The 22,265-nt window shown below is 37.9% G+C and carries 20 protein-coding genes; 10 read left to right on the forward strand and 10 right to left on the reverse strand.

Annotation, left to right across the window (positions count from 1 at the left end):
- The gene (locus AC4D4B_RS05165) at positions 1 to 1,203 is read left to right on the forward strand and encodes an ornithine--oxo-acid transaminase (protein WP_490997126.1); all 1,203 of its coding nucleotides are present in this window, start codon (positions 1 to 3) and stop codon (positions 1,201 to 1,203) included.
- Between the two features lie 44 nt (positions 1,204 to 1,247).
- On the opposite strand, the gene AC4D4B_RS05170 is transcribed toward AC4D4B_RS05165, so the two are convergent.
- A complete protein-coding gene (locus AC4D4B_RS05170; RefSeq protein ID WP_066106678.1) occupies positions 1,248 to 1,490 on the reverse strand; it encodes a DUF378 domain-containing protein in 243 nt (80 codons plus the stop codon).
- A gap of 140 nt (positions 1,491 to 1,630) precedes the next feature.
- Between AC4D4B_RS05170 and AC4D4B_RS05175 the strand changes: the two genes are divergently transcribed.
- The 3 genes from AC4D4B_RS05175 (at position 1,631) to AC4D4B_RS05185 (ending at position 4,864) form a co-directional block, all read left to right on the forward strand.
- Complete coding sequence (locus tag AC4D4B_RS05175; protein WP_490999336.1) at positions 1,631 to 2,794, forward strand: iron-containing alcohol dehydrogenase; 1,164 nt, start codon at positions 1,631 to 1,633, stop codon at positions 2,792 to 2,794.
- A 146-nt stretch (positions 2,795 to 2,940) separates the two neighbouring features.
- Entirely contained in the window at positions 2,941 to 4,293 is a 1,353-nt protein-coding gene (locus tag AC4D4B_RS05180; RefSeq protein WP_490997124.1) for a glucose-6-phosphate isomerase, read from the forward strand.
- A 157-nt stretch (positions 4,294 to 4,450) separates the two neighbouring features.
- On the forward strand, positions 4,451 to 4,864 hold the full coding sequence (locus AC4D4B_RS05185; RefSeq protein WP_490997123.1) for a YugN family protein: 414 nt from the start codon (positions 4,451 to 4,453) through the stop codon (positions 4,862 to 4,864).
- 18 nt (positions 4,865 to 4,882) lie between these two features.
- Here AC4D4B_RS05185 and AC4D4B_RS05190 read toward each other — a convergent pair whose 3' ends face one another.
- The 7 genes from AC4D4B_RS05190 to AC4D4B_RS05220 all read right to left on the reverse strand — a co-directional run bounded on the left by AC4D4B_RS05190 (position 4,883) and on the right by AC4D4B_RS05220 (position 13,899).
- Positions 4,883 to 5,650 carry a potassium channel family protein gene (locus AC4D4B_RS05190; RefSeq protein ID WP_490997122.1) on the reverse strand — a complete coding sequence of 256 codons (768 nt, stop codon included), beginning with the start codon at positions 5,648 to 5,650 and terminating at the stop codon, positions 4,883 to 4,885.
- A gap of 30 nt (positions 5,651 to 5,680) precedes the next feature.
- Complete coding sequence (locus AC4D4B_RS05195) at positions 5,681 to 6,802, reverse strand: Ger(x)C family spore germination protein (protein WP_490997121.1); 1,122 nt, start codon at positions 6,800 to 6,802, stop codon at positions 5,681 to 5,683.
- Between the two features lie 3 nt (positions 6,803 to 6,805).
- Complete coding sequence (locus AC4D4B_RS05200; RefSeq protein WP_490999337.1) at positions 6,806 to 7,921, reverse strand: GerAB/ArcD/ProY family transporter; 1,116 nt, start codon at positions 7,919 to 7,921, stop codon at positions 6,806 to 6,808.
- 10 nt (positions 7,922 to 7,931) lie between these two features.
- Positions 7,932 to 9,392, reverse strand: coding sequence for a spore germination protein (locus AC4D4B_RS05205; RefSeq protein ID WP_490997119.1), 1,461 nt, complete (start codon positions 9,390 to 9,392; stop codon positions 7,932 to 7,934).
- Positions 9,393 to 9,652: 260 nt separating this feature from the next.
- Positions 9,653 to 11,116, reverse strand: a complete 1,464-nt coding sequence (locus AC4D4B_RS05210; RefSeq protein WP_490999338.1) for a hypothetical protein — start codon at positions 11,114 to 11,116, stop codon at positions 9,653 to 9,655.
- Positions 11,117 to 11,243: 127 nt separating this feature from the next.
- Positions 11,244 to 11,684, reverse strand: coding sequence for a hypothetical protein (locus AC4D4B_RS05215; protein ID WP_490997117.1), 441 nt, complete (start codon positions 11,682 to 11,684; stop codon positions 11,244 to 11,246).
- A 133-nt stretch (positions 11,685 to 11,817) separates the two neighbouring features.
- Positions 11,818 to 13,899 carry a peptidoglycan D,D-transpeptidase FtsI family protein gene (locus AC4D4B_RS05220; protein WP_490999339.1) on the reverse strand — a complete coding sequence of 694 codons (2,082 nt, stop codon included), beginning with the start codon at positions 13,897 to 13,899 and terminating at the stop codon, positions 11,818 to 11,820.
- A 190-nt stretch (positions 13,900 to 14,089) separates the two neighbouring features.
- Here AC4D4B_RS05220 and AC4D4B_RS05225 point away from each other — a divergent pair, with 190 nt between their 5' ends.
- Both AC4D4B_RS05225 and AC4D4B_RS05230 read left to right on the forward strand, forming a co-directional pair.
- The gene (locus AC4D4B_RS05225; RefSeq protein WP_490999340.1) at positions 14,090 to 15,526 is read left to right on the forward strand and encodes an NAD-dependent succinate-semialdehyde dehydrogenase; all 1,437 of its coding nucleotides are present in this window, start codon (positions 14,090 to 14,092) and stop codon (positions 15,524 to 15,526) included.
- 24 nt (positions 15,527 to 15,550) lie between these two features.
- The gene (locus AC4D4B_RS05230) at positions 15,551 to 16,468 is read left to right on the forward strand and encodes an MBL fold metallo-hydrolase (RefSeq protein ID WP_490997114.1); all 918 of its coding nucleotides are present in this window, start codon (positions 15,551 to 15,553) and stop codon (positions 16,466 to 16,468) included.
- Positions 16,469 to 16,519: 51 nt separating this feature from the next.
- On the opposite strand, the gene AC4D4B_RS05235 is transcribed toward AC4D4B_RS05230, so the two are convergent.
- Together AC4D4B_RS05235 and AC4D4B_RS05240 are read right to left on the reverse strand one after the other, a co-directional pair.
- Positions 16,520 to 16,747 carry a sulfurtransferase TusA family protein gene (locus tag AC4D4B_RS05235; protein WP_490999341.1) on the reverse strand — a complete coding sequence of 76 codons (228 nt, stop codon included), beginning with the start codon at positions 16,745 to 16,747 and terminating at the stop codon, positions 16,520 to 16,522.
- Between the two features lie 21 nt (positions 16,748 to 16,768).
- The gene (locus AC4D4B_RS05240; RefSeq protein WP_490999342.1) at positions 16,769 to 17,833 is read right to left on the reverse strand and encodes a YeeE/YedE thiosulfate transporter family protein; all 1,065 of its coding nucleotides are present in this window, start codon (positions 17,831 to 17,833) and stop codon (positions 16,769 to 16,771) included.
- 395 nt (positions 17,834 to 18,228) lie between these two features.
- Between AC4D4B_RS05240 and AC4D4B_RS05245 the strand changes: the two genes are divergently transcribed.
- The 4 genes from AC4D4B_RS05245 to AC4D4B_RS05260 all read left to right on the forward strand — a co-directional run bounded on the left by AC4D4B_RS05245 (position 18,229) and on the right by AC4D4B_RS05260 (position 22,220).
- On the forward strand, positions 18,229 to 19,185 hold the full coding sequence (locus tag AC4D4B_RS05245) for an ABC transporter permease (protein WP_490997111.1): 957 nt from the start codon (positions 18,229 to 18,231) through the stop codon (positions 19,183 to 19,185).
- On the forward strand, positions 19,172 to 20,128 hold the full coding sequence (locus tag AC4D4B_RS05250) for an iron chelate uptake ABC transporter family permease subunit (RefSeq protein WP_490999343.1): 957 nt from the start codon (positions 19,172 to 19,174) through the stop codon (positions 20,126 to 20,128). The genes AC4D4B_RS05245 and AC4D4B_RS05250 overlap by 14 nt, the downstream gene beginning before the upstream one ends.
- The gene (locus AC4D4B_RS05255; RefSeq protein ID WP_490997109.1) at positions 20,125 to 20,889 is read left to right on the forward strand and encodes an iron ABC transporter ATP-binding protein; all 765 of its coding nucleotides are present in this window, start codon (positions 20,125 to 20,127) and stop codon (positions 20,887 to 20,889) included. Before AC4D4B_RS05250 ends, AC4D4B_RS05255 begins: the two co-directional genes overlap by 4 nt.
- A 302-nt stretch (positions 20,890 to 21,191) precedes the next feature.
- A complete protein-coding gene (locus AC4D4B_RS05260; RefSeq protein ID WP_490999344.1) occupies positions 21,192 to 22,220 on the forward strand; it encodes a siderophore ABC transporter substrate-binding protein in 1,029 nt (342 codons plus the stop codon).
- Positions 22,221 to 22,265: the final 45 nt, after the last annotated feature.

The following is a 22,265-nucleotide window of genomic DNA, read 5'->3' on the forward strand; positions in this document are numbered from 1 at the left end:
GTGACAAAGACAACTGTTTCCAACGAAGTGATTGAACAAACAGAACAATATGGTGCCAGGAACTATCACCCATTGCCGATTGTTATAGCAGAAGCTGAGGGTGTTTGGGTGAAGGATCCAGAGGGAAACCGATATATGGACATGCTGAGTGCTTATTCGGCTGTAAACCAGGGACATCGTCACCCAAGAATTATTCGAGCTTTAAAGGAGCAAGCAGATCGTGTGACTCTGACTTCAAGAGCTTTTCATAATGATCAGCTTGGTCCATGGTATGAAAAAATATGCAAGCTTGCAAACAAAGATAAAGCACTTCCTATGAATACTGGTGCTGAGGCGGTAGAAACAGCTTTTAAAGCTGCGAGAAGATGGGCCTATGACGTAAAAGGAGTAGAGAAGGACAAGGCAGAATTTATTGCCTGCACTGGGAACTTTCATGGCAGAACGATGCTTGCTGTTTCTCTTTCTTCTGATGAGGAATATAAACGAGGTTTTGGTCCTATGCTGCCAGGCATTAAGCTTATCCCCTTTGGCGATATAGAAGCTTTAAAGGAAGCGATTACGCCCAATACAGCAGGCTTTTTGATTGAGCCAATCCAAGGTGAAGCAGGAATTAATATACCTTCTGAAGGGTTCCTTAAGGAAGCGTATGAAGTATGTAAGGATAATGATGTGTTATTTATCGCAGATGAGATTCAGGTAGGGCTTTGCAGAACGGGCAGAATGTTTGCCTGTGATTGGGAGGATGTTGTTCCTGATATTTATATTTTAGGGAAGGCCCTTGGTGGCGGAGTATTCCCAATTTCCTGCATTCTGGCCAATCATGATATTCTTGATGTTTTTAATCCGGGATCCCATGGATCTACTTTTGGTGGTAATCCATTGGCCTGCGCAGTATCTATGGAAGCTATTGATGTGTTAGTTGAAGAGAATTTGGCTGAAAAATCCGAACAGCTGGGAGCCTATCTGAGTGAAGAATTAAGGAAGATTGAAAATCCAATTATAAAGGAAATCAGAGGTCGCGGTTTATTTATTGGTATGGAATTAACGGAAGCAGCACGCCCATATTGTGAACGGTTAAAGAATGAGGGCTTATTATGTAAGGAAACTCATGATAATGTCATCCGTTTTGCCCCACCACTTATCATTACCAAAGAAGAACTTGATTGGGCGATTTCAAAAATTAAGAAGGTATTGTCTGTATAAATGAATAGGCCCATCCAAATAAAGGGATGGGCCTATTCTAGATATTATGATTTTGATGGATTTGGTTGTTCCTGGCTGCTTGTTTGTTCGCTTGGCTTGAATAATAATCCAAGATTGACAAGGCCTGCAATTCCAACAAGTGCATAAATAACACGTGCGAAACCACCAGCTTGGCTTCCGCCCCCAAAAACAGTAGCTACCAAATCGAATTGGAAAAATCCGATCAGTCCCCAGTTAATGGCGCCTATAATTGTTAAGACAAGTGCGGTACGTTGTATACCACTCATTTGATTTCCTCCTTCAAAAAGCATGGTTCAGTTATAGAGTGGTTAAAAAAAGAAAATATTATACATGATTTTAGGTTTTATTAATGAAATTAAAGGAATTAAAGATAAAGAAAACGGAATAATAAGGAGGAAATAGAATTATGCAAAATTTTACATATAAAAATCCGACAAATTTAGTATTTGGTAAGGATACAGTTAAAGAACTGAAAAATTTAATACCAGCCGATTCAAAAAATATTTTATTAATTTATGGTGGGGGAAGCATAAAGAGGAATGGCTTATATGACCGTGTCGTTGATGAGCTGAAGCACAGAGAACTAACCTATCATGAATTATCCGGGGTTGAACCAAATCCGCGTATCTCTACTGTTCGCAAAGGGATTGATATATGCAGAGAAAATGAGGTTGATTTCCTATTGGCTATTGGCGGAGGGAGTGTTATTGATTGTACGAAGGCAATAGCGGCAGGTGTTGTGTATGAGGGAGATCCATGGGATTTAGTCACGAAGAAGGCTAAGGTAAAGGGCGCTATGCCGTTTGGTACAGTTTTAACACTGGCAGCCACAGGCTCTGAGATGAACTCTGGCAGTGTGATTACAAATTGGGAGACACAGGAGAAGCACGGGTGGGGTTCACCCTATACATACCCTCAGTTTTCTATCCTGGATCCGGTTAATACGTTCACAGTTCCTCGCGATCAGACGATTTATGGAATGGTTGATATGATGTCACATGTACTGGAAACGTATTTTAACCACACAGAAAATACTCCTTTACAGGATAGAATGTGTGAATCAGTATTAAAAACAGTTAAAGAAACGGCTCCGAAATTACTGAACGATATGGAAAATTATCAGTATCGGGAAACAATTCTTTACTGTGGAACGGTGGCTTTAAATGGTACATTGAGTGTGGGTATCCGTGGCGATTGGGCAACGCATAATATCGAACATGCTGTGTCAGCTGTCTATGATATTCCTCATGCAGGAGGTCTGGCAATCCTATTTCCAAACTGGATGAAGCACTGTATGCACGAAAATCTTGATAAGTTAGTCAGATTGGGAACTGAGGTATTTGACGTTGATCCAGCTGGTAAATCAAAAGAGGAAATTGCTAATGATTGTATCCGTAATATAAGAGATTTCTGGACAGGAATCGGTGCTCCATCCCGATTGGCTGATTATGATATAGACGATTCCAAAATAGAGTTAATAGCAGACAAAGCAATGGTGAATGGTGAGTTCGGAAACTTTAAAAAGCTTAATAAAGAGGATGTACTATCTATTCTCAAAGCATCTTTATAGTTTGAAAAAAAGGTCTTCCTGTAAGACCTTTTTCTCAATGTTACGAAATGTAAGCGTTTGAAATTTTTGAAGCTATTAGTCGCAACTTGATTATCATTTTCGGATTCTGTAAAGTGAGAATGAGGAAACTGAATGGAGGACAAAAAATGACTCATATTAAATTTGATTATTCAAAAGCGTTGGAATTTTTCCAAGAGCATGAAGTGTCTTATATGAAGGATACTGTAAAGCAACTGCATCATACGATTCATGAAAAAACAGGGGCTGGTAGTGATTATCTTGGATGGTTATCCTTGCCTTCTGATTATGATAAAGAAGAGTTTGCACGTATAAAGAAAGCAGCAGAAAAGATTAAAAACGATTCTGATATCTTATTAGTTATTGGGATTGGCGGATCTTATCTTGGAGCTAGAGCGGCAATTGAAATGCTTCAACACAGCTTCTTTAATATTCTGCCTAGTGAAAAGCGTAAAGCTCCGCAAATCATTTTTGCAGGTAACAATATCAGTTCTACATATATGCGCGATTTAATGGATCTTCTTGAAGGAAAAGATTTCTCGATTAATGTTATATCTAAATCCGGTACAACTACTGAACCAGCGATTGCCTTCCGTATTTTCCGTAAGCTATTGGAAGAAAAATATGGCGCAGAAGCAGCAAAGGGCCGCATTTATGCAACTACAGATAAAGCTAGAGGAGCTTTAAAAACAGTTGCTGATGAAGAAGGCTTTGAAACATTTGTCATTCCTGATGATGTAGGCGGACGTTATTCTGTTCTTACAGCTGTTGGATTACTGCCGATTGCTGCAAGCGGAGCGGATATCGATGCTATCATGAAAGGTGCAGCCGCAGCTGAGCAAGATTATTCGGAATCTGAATTAGAGAACAATGAGGCATATCAATATGCAGTTGTTCGTAATCTTCTTTATCGTAAAGGGAAGACCATTGAGATGTTGATTAACTATGAGCCATCCTTACAGTATTTCTCCGAGTGGTGGAAACAGCTCTTTGGTGAAAGTGAAGGAAAAGATCAAAAAGGAGTTTACCCATCTTCTGCGAACTTCTCAACTGATCTTCACTCATTAGGACAATACGTACAGGAAGGTCGCAGAGATCTGTTTGAAACAGTTATAAAAGTAGAAAAACCACGCCATGAATTAGTTCTTGAAGAGGCAGCAAATGATTTGGATAACCTCAATTATTTAGCTGGACAAACAGTAGATTTCGTGAATAATAAGGCATTTGAGGGTACATTATTAGCTCATACAGATGGCGGAGTTCCGAACTTGGTTGTGAGCATTCCGGCACTTGATGAATATACATTTGGTTATATGGTCTACTTCTTCGAAAAAGCATGCGCAATGAGCTGCTATTTAATGGGGGTAAATCCATTTGATCAACCAGGTGTCGAAGCATATAAAGTTAATATGTTCGCTTTACTTGGCAAAGCTGGCTTTGAAGAAAAGAAAGCTGAGCTTGAAAAACGATTAAATTCTTAATATTATGTTCGTGCAAAAAATACCCGGTAAATGAACCGGGTATTTTTTATATGTACCATAGTTGAGAATATTAGGTGTTGAAGGCTGCCAATACCAGACATACCTTTCCTTCTATCAGTGGATATTAATAAAGGATCTAGAGGAAGGAAGGGATAACATGATTGAAATACCATCACGTCTTACAAATGCTATAACAAATTATGTGTATGCCCATCATCAGCTTGGAAGCCATGGGTTTATCGTTGGCGGAAACTGGGATTATAAGCATGGTTATTTTGATTATCTAATGGATAGCGGTAATAAATCAAACTATATTAGGATTCCCTTTACTACAATTAAAGGATCTATAGAAGATAAAAACGGAGTAATCCGCTTTGGAACTCCTTATTTATTATCTTATGAAGCTAAAACAGGTGTCCAATTTTATATGAATCATTATCCATATTCCGATGAATGTGACTCAAATCCATCAGATAACATGTATGGTGGTGATTCGGGTTTGGAAAGATATTTAGATTTAGGCAGAGCATTAGTAAATGAAGCGGAAATTGCCGTGTTGGGATATGAGTAAACTAAATAAATTTATCTTTTAGAACGGCTCTTGTTCTACTGTTTTTATAATGGATTGGCTAATAATCGTGTTAGTCGCAATAATACGATCTGCACCAGCCCGTTTGGCGTTTTTCATTTGAAAGGGAGCCATTATTTCACAGATACAAGTGGCTTCTGGATAAAGGCCTTTAATACACAGTAAAGAAGCGATGACATGCAAATCAGAAGCACGTTCAGTTTTCGAGCGATCTGCTGTTAAAATGATGAATTCACTTTCGGTTACATTTGCATGAATCCATGTCTGTTCATTTGTACTGTCATTTTTCAAAAAAAAGATATGAGTGTCTGGCATTGGATGAGATTCTAATGTCTCGTCTATGATGACTATATTTCTTCGTGGATTCTCCTTATGCCATGTATCGATTAGCATTTTAGTACATTCATTCCAACCAACTATAATAAGATGCTTACGCTTTGTATAGATGGCAGAACCAAGCTGCAGGGCTGTCTGCCGTTTAATCACATAGGATGACATAGATGCGTAGTAGTAAGAAACAAATGCTGCACCAATTAAGATTAATGTACTGGCAGTTAATCTCCCTATAAGAGTTTTGGGTACAATTTCTCCATACCCCACAGTTGTAATTGATTCAATGGTAAACCATATTCCCTCCCCAATATTGGAAAATGTTTCAGGCTCAATCAGATGCATAAGGATTCCATAGACCAGAATAATGCCAACGATAATAATAATCAGACGAGCAACTAAATGAAGTTTATTGAAAATATATTGAGCAGTATTCATACATCTTCCTCGCTCTTATAAAAATCTATTTCAATCTAAAATTCCATTGTCCACAACTTTTATTTTAACAGTTGGGTTAATCTCGACTTTTTTTAAATCTAACATTCCATTCTTCTTATACTCATCAAACAATTTTGGATCCTTAACCATCAGCTTACGGCCAAGCGCGAGTGCATCGCAATTGCTTTTCACTAACGTATCAGTTACTTTTTTAGCTTGTTTCGTCAAGTCCTTGGATATATGCTCTTCAAGGGTTTTAATTTCGTCATCTTCGAGCAATCCCTTTGTATATTCAGCTACAGAAACCCTTAAGTTTAAGGAAACCGAATAGACCGGTTTAGAGTCCTTAATTTTTAATTTTATTTTATGTGTGTTTTTTCGAATAAAAAAGCTAACCTTTTCATCAATTTCATTTTTTTTCTCCGGATTATTTATTGTAAATTGAGTATAGGTTCCTTCTTTGCCAACCATTAATAAGTATAAAGAAGAGTCCTCCCCAATTAAATTTTTTCCGGTATACCTTAATTTATCGAATAAAGCTACTCCCTTTACTTTTACCAGGCCACCCTTAAGTTTTTCTACATAGGGAACGACAAAATCCTGACCTGGATCAAACATGGCAGGCATAATCGTAGCTAATGATTGCTCTGGAATAATGGAATGGTCTTCTGCACTGTCGAGTAACTCTTGTAAGGCTCTACTAATTAAAGTGCCCTTAATATACTCGTCTTTTAAAATGTCTCGTGATTTTCCTTTTGTAATCAAGACTTTTGCGTTTACATTACTTTTTGCATCACGATATAACACATCCAGCAGGGGATAAATATCTGTTTTCGCCAATTCCTCGCCTATTAAAACATTACTTAATTTATTTATTGAGAATTCGCCGGGCGTAATTTGATTCATTTTTTCCCTTAAAATTAATGGAGATGCTCCCTTTACATTATAACTTGTATTATAGGGTTCTATTTGTCCCCCGCCTGCAGGCTTTAATGCACGGATAATTGTAATTAATTCCAGTGATTCCGGGCCTTTAGCTTTGTCAAAACCTAAACTGAATGCCAGAGAAGTTTTAGATAAAAAATTTTGGTCCCAGCATCCTGTGGTAGCAATCAATATGGATAATATTAAACCTATCTTTAATAGTTTCACGGATCAATCACCTGCCTGATCTTGATGACTTTCATTTATTTTTCGAATCATAGCAATAGCCAGTAGAAGAATGGGAAAACCTATCATGAACAAATAAGTAAAGGGTAGCAAATAATTATTAAGACGAATCATGTTATCCTGCGCTTCCGGAAAAAGAACACATAGAAATGAGATTATCAAAGTAATAACCAATACAATCATTTTTTTGTTCTTGAATCGAGTATTTTCTGATATTCCTATTCCTGCCATAAAAATATATAGGACATAGGAAACGAGCATTGGAGCAATCCAGGCGCACATTATAATCAAATCCATCCGTTCAAAAATGCTAAGTACGGTCAATATTTTTAGTAAATAGAGAACTGGAATTGGAACTAGACCTAATGCATATGTACCGAAATGGGCAAGACAGACTACTAATAAAAAAAGATAAATCAATGAAATAGTCAGGATTGAAAAAGTAATTACTCTTTTTTTTGTTTTTAACTTGTCTTGAAGAAGTGGTAATAATACAAGTAATGAACTTAGGCCTGCATAACCAATCCCCATATGATATGAACCATTCAAAATTTTAGTAACTGGAACATCCCCAACTGGCAGTAGAAATAAAAGATGCATTTTAGGAATGGCAAAAGAAATAGAGAACAGGAGAAAGCCTGTTAACGCCAGTAATGTTATGCCGCTGAACCGCGCGAGTGTAGTTATCGTCCCTTTGGCTATATAGAGTCCCATTAAAATAAAGATTAGGTAAACAACAAATAGCGGTGTGACAGGCAGTGTCCATTCCTTTGATAAATACGTAAAATATAAAACCGTATAGGTAGCAAGGCCAATGAAATAGATGATATACAGCCAATTCATTATTTTTCCGATCCATTTGCTTGTTAATATCTCTGTCATTTGGAATAAATTCTTATCCGGTAATCGTTTATGCAATGAAAAGATGACCCAGCCAATTAGTTGAAAGAAGATTAAAGTGATGATGGCAGATATCCAGGCATTATGTTTACTATGCTCATTAACGAGATAAGGAATGGCAAAAATCATGACAGAGCTAACGGATTGTACGGTTAAAAAGTATAACTGGTGAGCAGATAATAACTTTTTATTAGAAGCCATCATAGTCCATTTAACTCTCCTTCTTAAATGGTATTTTGAATAGCATTTTCGACAAGCTTTTAAAATTAAACGGCGCGACCGGTGCTAAATAAGGTTTTCCCATAGATTCTAATTCACATAAATGATAGATAATTAAAGTGAATCCAATCGCTATTCCAACTAAGCCAAAAATATAAGTTATGATGATGAGTGGGATGTTTAGAATACGTATCATTTGTGCGACTTCCTGATTTGGAATAGTAAATGCCGAAATGGCTGTAATCGCAATCACGATTAACATCGTATTAGAAACCAGGTTAGCCTGAACAATTGCCGTACCTATGACCAAAGCACCTACCACACCAATCGTTGGTGAAACGGAACTGGGTAAACGGATGGCGGATTCCTTAAGAAGCTCCAAGATGACCACCATAATAAGAGCCTCAATTAAAGGAGAGTAGGGAATATTCTCCAATGACCCTTTAACATTAGCGACAAGGTTTAATGGAATAATCTCAAAATCAAATGATACAAGCGCGATATAAAAGGATGGCAAGGTAATAGCTAGAAATAAAGCAAACAGGCGTAAAAGTCTTTCGAATGAACTTATATAAAACCGACTTTCAATATCATCAGCTGCATGGAAAAAAGAAAAGAATGTAACTGGCATCAGGAAGACAGTGGAGCTTCCTTCAGTCATTAAGCCAATGGTACCCATTGATAAGTGATTTGCAACCCGATTGGGTTTTTCTGTATTTAAGATTTGAGGAAACGGTGAGTAAACATAATCTTCTATATAATTTTGAATAACTTCCGTATTGATGGCCTTATCAATGTGGATAGAATCTAATTTTTTTTCTATTTTTTCTAGAACCGCCGGGTCTGCTTTTCCTTTTATATAAACAAGAGCGGCTGTAGCCTTTGGATTTGAACCCAGTGTTTTTGTTTTAACCACCAAGTTCTCCGTTTTGACCCTTTTTCTTATCAGATTTAAATTATCTTCAATTTTCTCTACAAACCCTTCATGAGAACCACGTATACTTTGTTCCGATGCAGGTTCCTCAATAGAGCGTGTCTTAAAATTTGCTGCTTCAACTAAATAGCAGGTTGTATCGCCATCTTTAAACAGAGCAATATTTCCCTCCAACATATTACTGATAATATCGTTAAAAGAAGTATAGGCAGACACATGTGCCACCGGTAGGTTAGCAGGGATGAGTGAAGAGTTAACCACTAATGGTTCTATCAAAAAGTGATCGATAATATCCTTTTTAACGATTGTCCTGATGAATGCCAAGCCATATTTTTGATCACCATTTGAGAAATAACGAGTATCAAAATCTTGTGTACTAGAGAAGGCTGTTTTCAGTTTTTCAATATTATCTTCTACATGACAGGTTGTTTGTAAGCTCCGTATATCTGGAGCAGATGCCTCGTTTGATTGTTCTTGTTCGTTAGTTTGACTTTCCGTTCTCTTTTTAAAGAAATTCATATCTATCACCTAAACCTTAATTGATAAACGTTAGTATTAGTTAACTAAGGAATATTATTCAATTGATTGCAGGTCTGCTGGATTATAAATCGTTGCAATACTTGATCGCAAATTGGTCGTCCAAAAGTTACAGTAGGTAAATCAGGCCTTTGATTCATGGGTTAATCTGAAGTTAAATCTTTATGTTTTAGTTAGAGAGCGAGAGTATAAAAAAACCTCCGTTTGCATTGATGTAAACGGAGGTTTATCTGGTATAAAATTTATTTTGTATTTGGATATTCAATTTCCTTTCTCCATTTTTTACGGTCCCTTTTATCTATTATCCATAAAAAAATAAATCTAAGTCCTAAGATAATGGAGATAAATACACCGGTTAGTGTTACAAATAATGCTAAGTATTCGAGCCGATTATAACTCGATAATAAACTGGACCAATTAATATTCCCTTTAAGCTGTTCTGATACTAGATTCATTCCGAATATTCCTGTTATGACAGAATAGAGAGTTAAAATTTGTAAAAGCATATTGCCTTGCTTGGATGTGAAATTTTCTTGATATTGATTTAAACTTTGCAGCGTTGCACGAGTATCCTCAAATAAATCGTCTACCTTAAACCTTTCTCTTAGCCGGATAAAAATATCACGGCCCTTCGAGTTGGTTGCCAGTTCGAAGAAATAATAATTGGATGAGAAGGCATTGATGGCATGAATTAATTTTTCTACTTGTTTTGTATCCTGTGAAATTCTTACACGTGAATATTCGTTTGCCACCTTAAGCAAGGTGATTTTATGAAATAAAGTGAGCATTAATCCGTAATAGTATTCGCCATAAAAAGTACTGGCAATATTATTAAATGCTTCATTTGTACGATTGGTTATACAAGCAATTCCCTGCTCATCGGGTATGTAATAAGTAAACGGTGCCCAACGGGTATAAACGATCGACTCCATATATTGATCAATAAATTGTTGATTATTGCAACTGATATATGGCTTTTTATTTTGAGAATATCCATCCAGATTACCTAATCGGTAAACATCGTAATCCTCAATTTTTTCATCAGGTACCAATCCAATCAAGGACTGGACGTATAAATGATTATTTTCAAAAAATGGGAAGGATTCAAAGTACGCATTATCTTCAGTGCTATCATCCATATATTTTTTTATCTCAGGCATGAGACAATCTAGTAAAAACCGCTCAACATGGTCGAACTCCTGATTTTCGTAGATTATTTTGGAAGTAGGATTATTTTGTTCCATGATTCTGAATTCTGAAGCAAAATGAATGACTTCAGAAAGATCCAATGATTGATCTTGGTCATCCAAATGAACACGTATAGTTAAAAAACCTAATTGATATGGACACACGGTTATATCAATGGATTCAACTACAAACCTTGTGTTGCAATACTTTGTTTGTAAGGTACCAGAAACCTGATACATTCTGGAATACCGTTGAAATCCTTTCCCATCCTCCTTTTTAGGAAACAAAATTCGATTTGTAAAAGGAAGGAAAAAATTCTCCATGTTCTCGTGATCTATTTCAAACCTGCCATAGAAATCGTCTTCTTTTTCTAGGTTATCCAGTCTAAACCATTTAAAATGATTTTTTTTCAATTTCTCGACCAAATCATCTTCCTTTCCGCGTATGAGAGAAAACGGGAATACAAATTGGAAGTTGGCACTGGAAACCTGTTTTTCAGTTATCGAGAGCTCTTTCATCAGAAAAATTCCTTTCTAAGTACTTAATAAGCTTATTGAAGGTTTTTACCCTTGAATGCGTGAAGTTAACCTGGATAAATTTTACGAAAAAAACACACAGATTGGATAAATCTGTGTGTTACATCTATTAATATTGGTAATATGGGTTTGTATATTGTGATGGGTCCATGTCAAATTCCTCATAGGAATAGGGGTCGCGGCCTTGAGATGAAAAACCTCCATAACCTGATTGCCCTTGACCCCATCCTTGGCCCCACTGCTGTCCTTGGCCCCATTGCTGTCCCTGCCAGCCGTGGTGTGGGAATCCGTGACCTCCGCCATATCCGTGATGATGGCCATGATGGTAAGGCATGTAGTGTCCATATCCTCCGCCTGAATAATGAGGGTATCCCATACCACCGTGATATCCGTGATGATGATGTTGATGATGGCCCATACCACCACCATAATGACCATGTTGCCCATAGCCGCCACCGTGTTGTCCATGTCCATAACCACTGCCATAATAGCTTTGTTGTCTCATTTCATTTGGGAAGTTTACATTCTGTTGATCATATTCATTTGACATTCCATTCACTCCTTCTGAACCTGGTTCCCTATAGTATATGTGTCTATATAAAGAAGGAGCTTATTCGTCTAAAAGTTGGGCGATGTCTCAAATAGAATGTATTGTATCATGTCTTTTTGTAAGGGATGTCTCCTTAATTCACTTCCTTCTCTTTTTCCATTCCAAAGTAGGCTCTAAATACCTTTCTCCCAATATCCATATTCATCCGATGCCCATTGGATTGATACGCCCATGGTACGACAACACTTATGGCGATTTCCGGATTATCATGTGGTGCATATGAAGCAAATGTGATATTCCATGTTTCCGGTTGTTCGGTTCCTGGTGTCCATTTTGGTCCATCATAGAAGGCTTCTGCTGTCCCTGTCTTGCCAGCTGGTCTATATGTTTCTCCACCCATTTCTCTGGAGCCGGTTCCTCTTGAAGTTTGGGTAACAAGTCGTAACCCTTCTTTAACACGATTGATCCAATCTTCGTTCATACTCAATTGGTTTTGGAATTTAGGTTCAATTTCTTGGAATATTGGTCCAAGTTGGCCTTTTTCAAGTACTGGTTCACGAAGCTCCTTAACAACACGAGGCTGAACACGATATCCACCATTGGCGATGGTAGAGATATATTGGGCAAGCTGCAACGGAGTATATGTGTCATATTGCCCGATCGCCAAGTCCATCAGTTTACCGGCACCAAATTCTGTACCCTTGTAGCCAATTTGTTCTCCTGGTAAATCGATACCTGTTCGTCTACCCAATCCGAACTCATAGAAATGATTTCGCATAATATCAAATGCTTCAGGTTTAACAGATAATGGTCCATTCGGAACATAATTACCTTCACCAATTGCAATAGCTGTTTTAAACATATACACATTGGATGATCGCTGTAAGGCAGTTAAGTCGGAAACGTATCCCATATTTGTATAGGATTTTTTTATCGGAGTTTCTTTTATTATCATTGGTGCATCATAAAGAGTGGTTCCCGGACTAAGAACCCCTTCCTGATAACCGGTTAATACGGTGGCTGCTTTGACGGCTGACCCCATGGCATAGGCAGTTGTATAGGTTCCTTGGGCAAAGTCCTTCATTTCATACTTATTTTTTTCATCATCCCAAACATATTGTTTGCCTGCTAACGCTAATATTTCGCCTGTATTAGGATCCATAGCTACAACAAATGCTCGATCTAGATAAGGCGCATAATATGCTGCCTTTTTAGCTCTTAACTCTTCTTCAATAATGGTTTCCACTTTCTTTTGAAAATCTATGTCAAGTGTTAGGACTAGGTCCTTTCCCCGTTGACCGTCACTAAGTTCTTCTGTAGATAAAATATTTCCGCTTTTATCGAGTTTGTTTTTTGACTTGGCTTTTTGGCCATGCAAAATATCTTCATATTGAAGCTCAAGGTTTGAAACACCAACACGCTCGTTAAGGCTGTATCCACGGGAAGAATAATATTCGACTTTTTCCTTTGGAAGACCTTCATCAGATGAGGTTGTTCTGCCAAGGATAGATCTTAAAGTACTGTCAAACGGATATTCACGATTCCAATCGACTGAGGTATCGACTCCTGGTAATTCATCCAGATTCTCAGTGACCCGAGCCATTTCCTCATCGGTGACGTCCTTATTCTTAACAATTTGTGGAGTCAAATATGTTCCGCTGTTAAACTTACGGAATATAGCGAGAGTTTTTAACTCTGCCTTTGTGAATGAAGATAACTCCTCTTCAGTGATACGCTCGAGCTGAAGTTTATATAATTCTTTATCCTTCTTATCCGCAAGCTCTTTTTTTGTTACTTTTTTTCCTGCCGCCTTTGGATTCATAATAATCCAAAAGTCTTTGAGATCCCGTTCTTTTATATCTTCTAGGTCATCTTTACTTATAATGATTAATTCAGATAGTTTCTCGGCTGTCTCTACCATTTCTTTTGTTTTTGCTGTTTTACTGCGCGTATAGGTGATTGCATTGGTAGGTTGATTATCAACTATTAATTTATGATTTTTATCATAAATCAGGCCGCGTGGGACTGGTTTATTAACGGTAATATCCTCTGTTCTTTCGACTTCTTTTTTGAAGGATTCACCATGGGCAATCTGTAAAAATCCTAAACGTAATATTAAGGCTGTAAATAATAGGAAGACAACAAAAAGTAATATATTTGTACGAGTATTAACGGATGGCTTTTTTTTCTTTTTCTTTCGTTGAGGATTCTTCAATCTCATAACCTCCAAAAATTATAAAAACTGTCTTATTCTCATTTTAATGGATTAATATGGATATTGCTATTGATTTTGCTCTATTTCCTTATTCAATTCGCAAGGGAGAAACAAATGATTGTTTTTAGTTAAAAAAGAATGGGAAACTAGTAAATAGTATATTTTTTACTTTAGGGAGGGGAATAGTGGGATGAAGAGTGTATGCTTTCCACAACAAATGTATATTAATGGAGAATGGAGAGACAGTGAAAATACAATAAGTGTATATAATCCAGCTACATGCAAGGTGATAGGAAGCGTTCCAAATGGATCGGAATCAGATGCAAAGGATGCGGTTGAGGCCGCTTATAAGGGTGGAGGGACATGGTCAAAATTAACTGCAGAGGAGCGGAGTACAAAACTCCGGGAATGGTCCAGGTTAATAGATGTACATATAGATGAATTAGCAGAAATTATGACGCTTGAGCAGGGTAAGCCATTTGAAGAGGCGAAAGGGGAATTACGCTACGCCAACAGTTTTATTACCTGGTTTGCCGAAGAGGGTAGACGTGTATACGGCGAGACAATCCCGGCATCTTCACCGAATAAACGGATATTCGTTCAAAAACAACCTGTCGGGGTGATAGCAGCGATTACGCCCTGGAATTTTCCAGCTGCTATGATTACGAGAAAAGTGGCACCGGCACTGGCAGCAGGATGTACGGTTGTTCTGAAGCCATCTGAAGAAACACCATTCACAGCCTTGAAATTAATTGAGTTGGCTGAAAAAGCTGATATCCCTGCCGGAGTCATTAACATTGTTACAGGTGATGCAAAGCGTATCGTGTCTGTTTGGCAGAAGGATTCAAGAGTCCGCAAAATTACATTCACCGGTTCGACTGAAGTAGGGAAGATTTTAATGAAAGATGCTGCAGATACAGTGAAAAAGATTTCTCTCGAACTTGGCGGACTGGCACCATTTATCGTGACAGAACATGCAGATATTGAGAGGGCTGTTGATGGAGCGATTGATTCCAAATTCCGTAATGCCGGCCAGACATGTGTATGTGCCAATCGGATATTTGTCCAAAGATCCGTTATGGATGAATTCACGAATCTATATACGGAAAAAGTCAAACAATTAAAGGTCGGCAATGGGATGGTAAAGGGAAATACTATTGGCCCGCTTATAAATGAGGAGGCCGTAAAAAAGGTTAGGTCTCACCTCGATGATGCGAAAGAAAAAGGAGCAACCATTCTTACGGGTGGAACTATTCAGAAAGACATGCCAGGACATTTTATCACTCCTGCAGTTATATCAGGCGCGACTGATGATATGCTGTGTATGAAAGAAGAAACATTTGGCCCAATTGCTCCAATTTCAGTGTTTGATCAAGTTGAAGAAGCAGTCGAACGTGCAAATCATACACCATTTGGATTGGCTGCTTATGTTTTCTCTGATAATATTCGAGAGGCTGTTTGGATAGCTGAAAATCTGGAATATGGGATTGTTGGAGTTAATGATGGGTTGCCTTCAACAGCGCAGGCACCTTTTGGAGGATTTAAAGAGAGTGGACTGGGCAGAGAAGGAAGCCATTATGGAATAGATGAATATTTAGAGATTAAATACATTTCACTGGGTTTATAAAGAAGAGTGAGGGATTGTATCTATATGATGAAAAAATTTGAAAATCTTGATCGCGTAGGGAATGATCATACATTTCTGGATATGTATCGGTGGAATAAAGAACGGCGGAGAAAACAAAAGGATTTAAAAACTCAAATTAGCCGTGTTGATAACCCACAGATTGAGGAGCTAAAAAGAAATCAATCCCGAACTTCTATAACCTGGATTGGCCATTCAACCTTTTTAATTCAAATGGCAGGGATAAATATTTTGACTGACCCAGTTTGGGCGAGGCGGATGGGTGTTCAAACCCGACTGACAGAACCGGGTTTGAAGATAGATGACCTACCATCAATCGATGCCGTTTTAATTTCTCATGGACATTATGATCATCTGGATTTCCCGACCATCCAAAAATTGAAGGGTGACCCGGTTTATTATGTACCCATCGGTCTAGGGAAAGCTTTCTTAAAAAGAGGGTATGGGAAAGTTCATGAAGCAAACTGGTGGGAGACATTCGAACATGGAGATGTATTCTTTCATTTTGTTCCTGCGCAGCATTGGACAAGACGAGGGGCTTTTGATATGAATACTTCCCACTGGGGAGGATGGGTGATTGAAAAAGTCAATACATCTGAAACGGTCTATTTTGTTGGAGATACAGGTTATTTCAGAGGATTCAAAGATATTGCGGAGAAGTTCCAACTCAATTATGTCCTTATGCCAATTGGAGCATATGAGCCTGAATGGTTTATGGCAAGCTCTCATATTAATCCTGAAGATGCTATCAAAGCATTTTTAGAATTGAAAGGGGACTATTTTATCCCTATGCATTACGGTGCCTATCGATTGGCTGATGATACAGGACCAGAAGCATTAGAGCGATTATTGGATGAGTGGAGCAGAAGACAGTTACCGAAAGAACAATTGAAGGCATTGCTAATAGGAGAGACTTTGTGGTGAATTAACAAGGGGCAGTCGCTAATAAATTTATGCGACTGCCCCTTCTTTAATTTATTGGCCTTTTTTCAAGACGATTTGCCATTCGGCACTGCCTGTTTGTTCAAAATTAGTAATTGCATGACCTTCTTTTGCGGCCCAGCGCGGAATGCTTTCTGTTCCTTGCGTGCAATCAAAATTGATGATTAATTCTTCGCCAACAGCCATTTCTGCAATTGCCACTTTCGCCTCTTCTAGTGGGAAGGGGCAAACCATTCCGTTTGTTTCGAGTACTTTTGCCATAATGTATACCCTCCTATTAAATTAGGCCACCGCTGTATTGCCGGCACCTGCTTTTTGTTTCTTTTGTTTTCGAATAATTGTAAAGTAAGTAGCCGTCCATGTTCCTAATAAGAAGAAGACAACAGCAACCCAGCCCTGCCATGTGAAAAGAGCAGTATTTACAAGCCCATTTCCGATGGTACATCCGCCTGCAAGCGATGCACCAAACCCCATGATAAGTCCACCGCTAGCATTGTATGCAAGTGTTCTTTTATCCGGAAGGCGCCATTTGAATTCATTGCTGCCGCGAGCGGCAATATAGGATCCAAGGCCGATGCCAAGTACAAGGAAAACTCCCCAGTTTAATAGGGATGTATCACCATTAACAAAGAATGTTAACAACTGTGCGGTTGGAGTTGTGATCCCAAGACCGGCCATTCGCCCTGTTGCTTCACTTAAAGGCCATGCAAGAATAGCGATGAGACCGACGAGCAGCGCCGTGATGAATGGGTGCCAGCGTTTTTCAAATAAAATATGGGCAATCCCTGTTTTCTGTTGTTTCATGTTAAAAGATGGCAGCTTAGGCTGTTTTAAGTTACGGTATACGAAAAAGCCAATAAGTAATGCAAAAGCAATGACAAGTACCCATGGAGATAGGTTGAAAGTTTCATGGATATACGTATCGCTTGTTCTATAGGATAGTACATTTCCGCCCACTGCGCTTAATATCCCAAACTTTGTCATCGCGGCACTAAGTGCATAGCCGCCTAATGCAATCCAGCTCCCAATTAACCCTTCACCAGCCCGATACCAAGTGCCAGTAGCACATCCTCCGGCTAGAACCATGCCAATTCCGAAGATAAATCCACCAACGATTGTTCCTAACCACGGAAATGCATCCGCTTGGATGGTGATGATTCCGTTAGCTGCAAGTGCATATACACCAATTGCCTGAATGGAAATAACGATCATTGTTGCGAGAAACATGCGTCCATCCCTAGCGAGAAGAAGGTCACGGTATGCTCCGACAACACAAAAACGTCCTCTTTGTAAGACAAAGCCTAAGAGAAGTCCGACGATAAGACCATAACTAATAATTTGTATCATGATGAGATCCCTCCGTTGATTGGATAGATGTATATTACAATAAAACATATAAGATTACTACGAATTATGTGGATATCGTATAAAAATGATTCTTAAGTAGGAGTTTAAATGAAATCCCCATTTAATTAGTAGGGATGCTTTTTAGAATTTCCCATTACAAAAACCATAGTTGATGATTCATTACAGCTATCGTTACTTAAAGGAGTATTATTTTAGAAGAGCTTTTTAAGGAGCTTAAAATCGTTACAATTTTCCTAAATTTTCATTTTATCATTGATAATCATTATCGCTAGTTGTTGATTTTACTATTTTCATTGACTATAATTAAAGGCGACTCAATAGTGATTATCATTATCAATAATGTTGTTGAGAAATTAATTTGACGGGGATTGCAAATGAGACTATGGATGTTAGTATTAGCAACTATTATCCTATCCTTTATTTCGCTATTTATAGGGGCTATTGATATTAAACCGAGCGATTTGCTTGATTTGGAATCAGACAAGACGCAAATCTTCTTGATGAGTCGATTACCACGGTTAATGGCCATTATTTTAGCTGGTGCAGGAATGGGAATTGCGGGCTTAATTATGCAAAGCTTAAGCCGAAACAAGTTTGTATCACCGACAACGGCAGGTACGCTAGATGCAGCAAAACTAGGTGTCATTGTCTCTATGGTGTTTTTTACTAATATGTCCTATATGGGGCAAATATTATTTAGTTTTGCATTCGCATTAATCGGTACATTTATTTTTATGAATTTACTTGAGCGCATTAAATTTAAAGATGTCATATTCGTCCCTCTAATCGGGATTATGTACGGTAATATCATCGGGGCAATTTCAACATTCATTGGATATGAAGCGGATGTTTTGCAAAATGTAGATACGTTTTTCTTGGGGAGCTTTACCTTGATTGTTTCAGGACGCTATGAACTGTTGTATGTAGCGGTTCCAGCAATTATTTTTGCTTATATATATGCGAATAAATTTACAGTAGCAGGTATGGGTGAAGATTTCGCAAAAAATTTGGGGTTAAGTTATCGTACCGTGTTAAACATTGGTCTTGTCATTGTATCGGTGATTTCTACAACAGTTATATTAACGGTTGGGATTATTCCGTTTTTGGGTTTGATTGTACCGAATCTGGTTTCTCTTTATCTGGGCGATAACTTACGTAAAACAATCCCTCATACAATATTTATGGGGGCGGCATTCTTATTGGCATGTGATATTCTAAGCCGATTGATTGTCCATCCATATGAGATACCTGTAAATACTACAGTTGCAGTAATTGGCAGTGCGATCTTCTTAATTATGTTGTTTAGGGGGAAAGCATATGCGAAAAAATAGTGTAAGGCTAATTATTTTGGCTGTTATTGCAATTGGATGTATGGCTTTATTTGCTTTCTATAATATTCAGGGCGGTTTTAGTTACGCCTTTCCAAAGCGTATTGAGCGCATAGTTGCTATGGTTATTACCGGAACGGCAATTGCGTATGCAACTGTTATCTTCCAAACCATCACACATAATCGTTTGTTAACACCATCTGTTATGGGGATTGACTCGATGTATGAAGTTGTTCAAACAGTCATTTATTTTACGGCAGGGTCAGCTTCAATCTTCGTTGTAAGCCGTTACTTAAACTTTGGTGTAGCAATCATTGCGATGGTAGCATTCGCATTGATCTTGTATCGTTTTTTATTCAGAGCAGATAAATATCCGATTTTTCTTCTATTATTAGCAGGTATGATACTTGGAACATTACTGGGAAGTTTGGTAACGTTCATGCAGGTTCTAATAGATCCTGTGGAATATGAAAGTTTGCAGGCTCGCTTGTTTGCTAGCTTTATGAACGTGAAGACGGAATTACTGGGCATTGCTATTGTTATTTTATGTGCCGCCTTTATCTACGGATATCGATTATTACGTGATTTAGATGTTGTATCACTAGGTCGAGATAATGCGATTAACCTTGGTGTCAGCTATGACAAAATCGTACTGAGAGTACTGATTCTATCGTCCATTTTAATCGCTACTTCTACCGCACTGGTTGGCCCTGTTACATTCTTAGGGTTAATTGTAGCGAATTTGGCCTATCAATATTTGGCTACATATAAGCATTCCATATTAATTATTGGAGCAAGCTTGATCAGTATCATTGCTCTTGTTGGAGGACAATTTCTTGTCCAGCATGTTTTCCAATTGAATACGACCATTAGTGTCGTCATTAACTTTGTCGGTGGGATTTACTTTATTTACTTATTACTAAGGGAAAGTAGGAAAGCAGGATGATTGATATTAAAGGGCTTTCTAAAAGCTTTGGGAAAAAATCTGTTATTGAAAATGTAACATTGCAAATCCAACCACGAGCCATCACTTCTTTTATTGGTCCAAATGGCGCAGGTAAATCGACGTTATTATCAATGGTGAGCCGTCTCTTAGATGCTGATACAGGTGAAGTATTTTTAGATCAAACTGATGTTAAGAAAATGAAATCAGATGCTTTTGCAAAGCGGGTGGCTATCTTAAGGCAGGCCAATCACTTGAATATTCGTTTAACTGTACGCGAGCTTGTTTCTTTTGGACGCTATCCATATTCAAAAGGGCGGCTGAATGCAGAGGATGAACGAATTGTCGATCAAGCTCTGGAATATTTAAATCTAACAGAAATGCAGGATAAGCTGTTGGATGAATTATCAGGCGGTCAAAAACAACGTGCCTTTATTTCAATGGTTATTGCACAAGATACGGATTATATTTTACTAGATGAGCCATTAAACAATCTGGATATGAAACACTCTGTACAAATTATGAAAATACTGCGCAAGCTGGTAGATGAGTTAGGGAAAACGGTTGTAATTGTCTTGCATGATATCAACTTTGCTTCTGTATACTCTGATCGCATCGTAGCGTTAAAGGATGGGCGTCTGATAAAGGATGGTCCAGCGCATGAGATTATTAACTCAGAATCCTTGCGTGATGTATATGACATGCATATTCCTGTACAAGAGCAAGATGGATGTCGTATATGTGTATACTTTAATTCACATTAATTTCTGAGGAAGTGTTCCGGTAAATATTTTAAGATAGATCAGTAAGATCTTAATTAAGTTAAGTTTTACTAAATTTTTCAGAGGACCTCAAAGTAATTGATTATTTTGAGGTCCTTTGTTATGTTGAGTCACCTCCTAGCTATTTAAGATGCTTGGCTTGATTGACAGCTATGCTAAAAAAATTATCAAACACTTCAAAACTGTTGACATATTTTGTGATTCTCATTTAGAATGAGAATGTCGAGTGAAAATGATAATCGTTTTCAATTAAAAAAACAACGTATTTTAGGAGGAGACAAAGGATGAAGAAGTGGAAGTTATTAACTGCTATGGCAGCGTTAACATTAGCGCTGACAGCTTGTAATACAGGCGAAGAATCAACAACAGGAGAGTCTTCTGAACAAACAGAAGAAAAGGGAACTACTGAAAGTTCTCAATTCCCAATGACAGTGCCATCTTTAACTGAATCTCGTGAAGACGAAGAAGGTAAAAAAACTGCATTTGAAGATGTAACATTAGATAAAATGCCTGAACGTATCGTTACACTTGACTATGGATTCTTAGATACACTTGATGCAATGGGTGTTGAAGGAATCGTAGGAGTGGCTGCAGGCGGCGGTAAAGGCAATATGCCAGCGCACTTAAAAGAAAAATATGTTACTGATGGTGTTGCCGATGTAGGGACATTAAAGCAAATCGATTTTGAAGCAGTAGCAGCTGCTGAGCCGGATGTTATTTTCATCTCTGGCCGCCAAACACCGTTTTATGAACAATTAAAAGAAATTACACCAAACGTTATTTTCATCGGTTCTGACAACGAAAGCTACATAGACGGTGTATTTGAAACAGTAGATTTAGCAGCTAAAATCTTCGATAAAGAAGAAAAGGGCAAAGAATTGAAAGCTTCATTACAAGCGAAAGTTGATGCAGTAAAAGAAAAAGCTGCTGGTTATGAAAATGCATTAGTAGCGATGTATAATGACAAGAAAATCTCTGGTTTCGACAATGGTGAAGATTCCCGTTTCGCATATGTTTACAATGACTTTGGCTTCAAGCCAGCAACAACTGATATCGAAGCATCTTCTCACGGTTCTGATTTCTCATATGAGTCAATCCTTTCTGTCAATCCTGAAGTATTATTGATTATCGACCGTACAGCTTCTGATGTAGAAACAATTAAAAAAGATATTGAAAATGATATTATCAAAAAAACTAGTGCTTACAAAGAAGGCAAAATTGTCTACTTAGACGGTGTTAACTGGTACTTCTCAAGTAACGGTGTAACGACTGAAGCAGAAAAATTAGATGAAATCTTAAATGAATTAAAATAATCTTCATATCAAGGAGCATGTCTCAAGTGGGACATGCTCCTTTAA

This window comes from Pradoshia sp. Z6_59 (assembly GCF_058267515.1).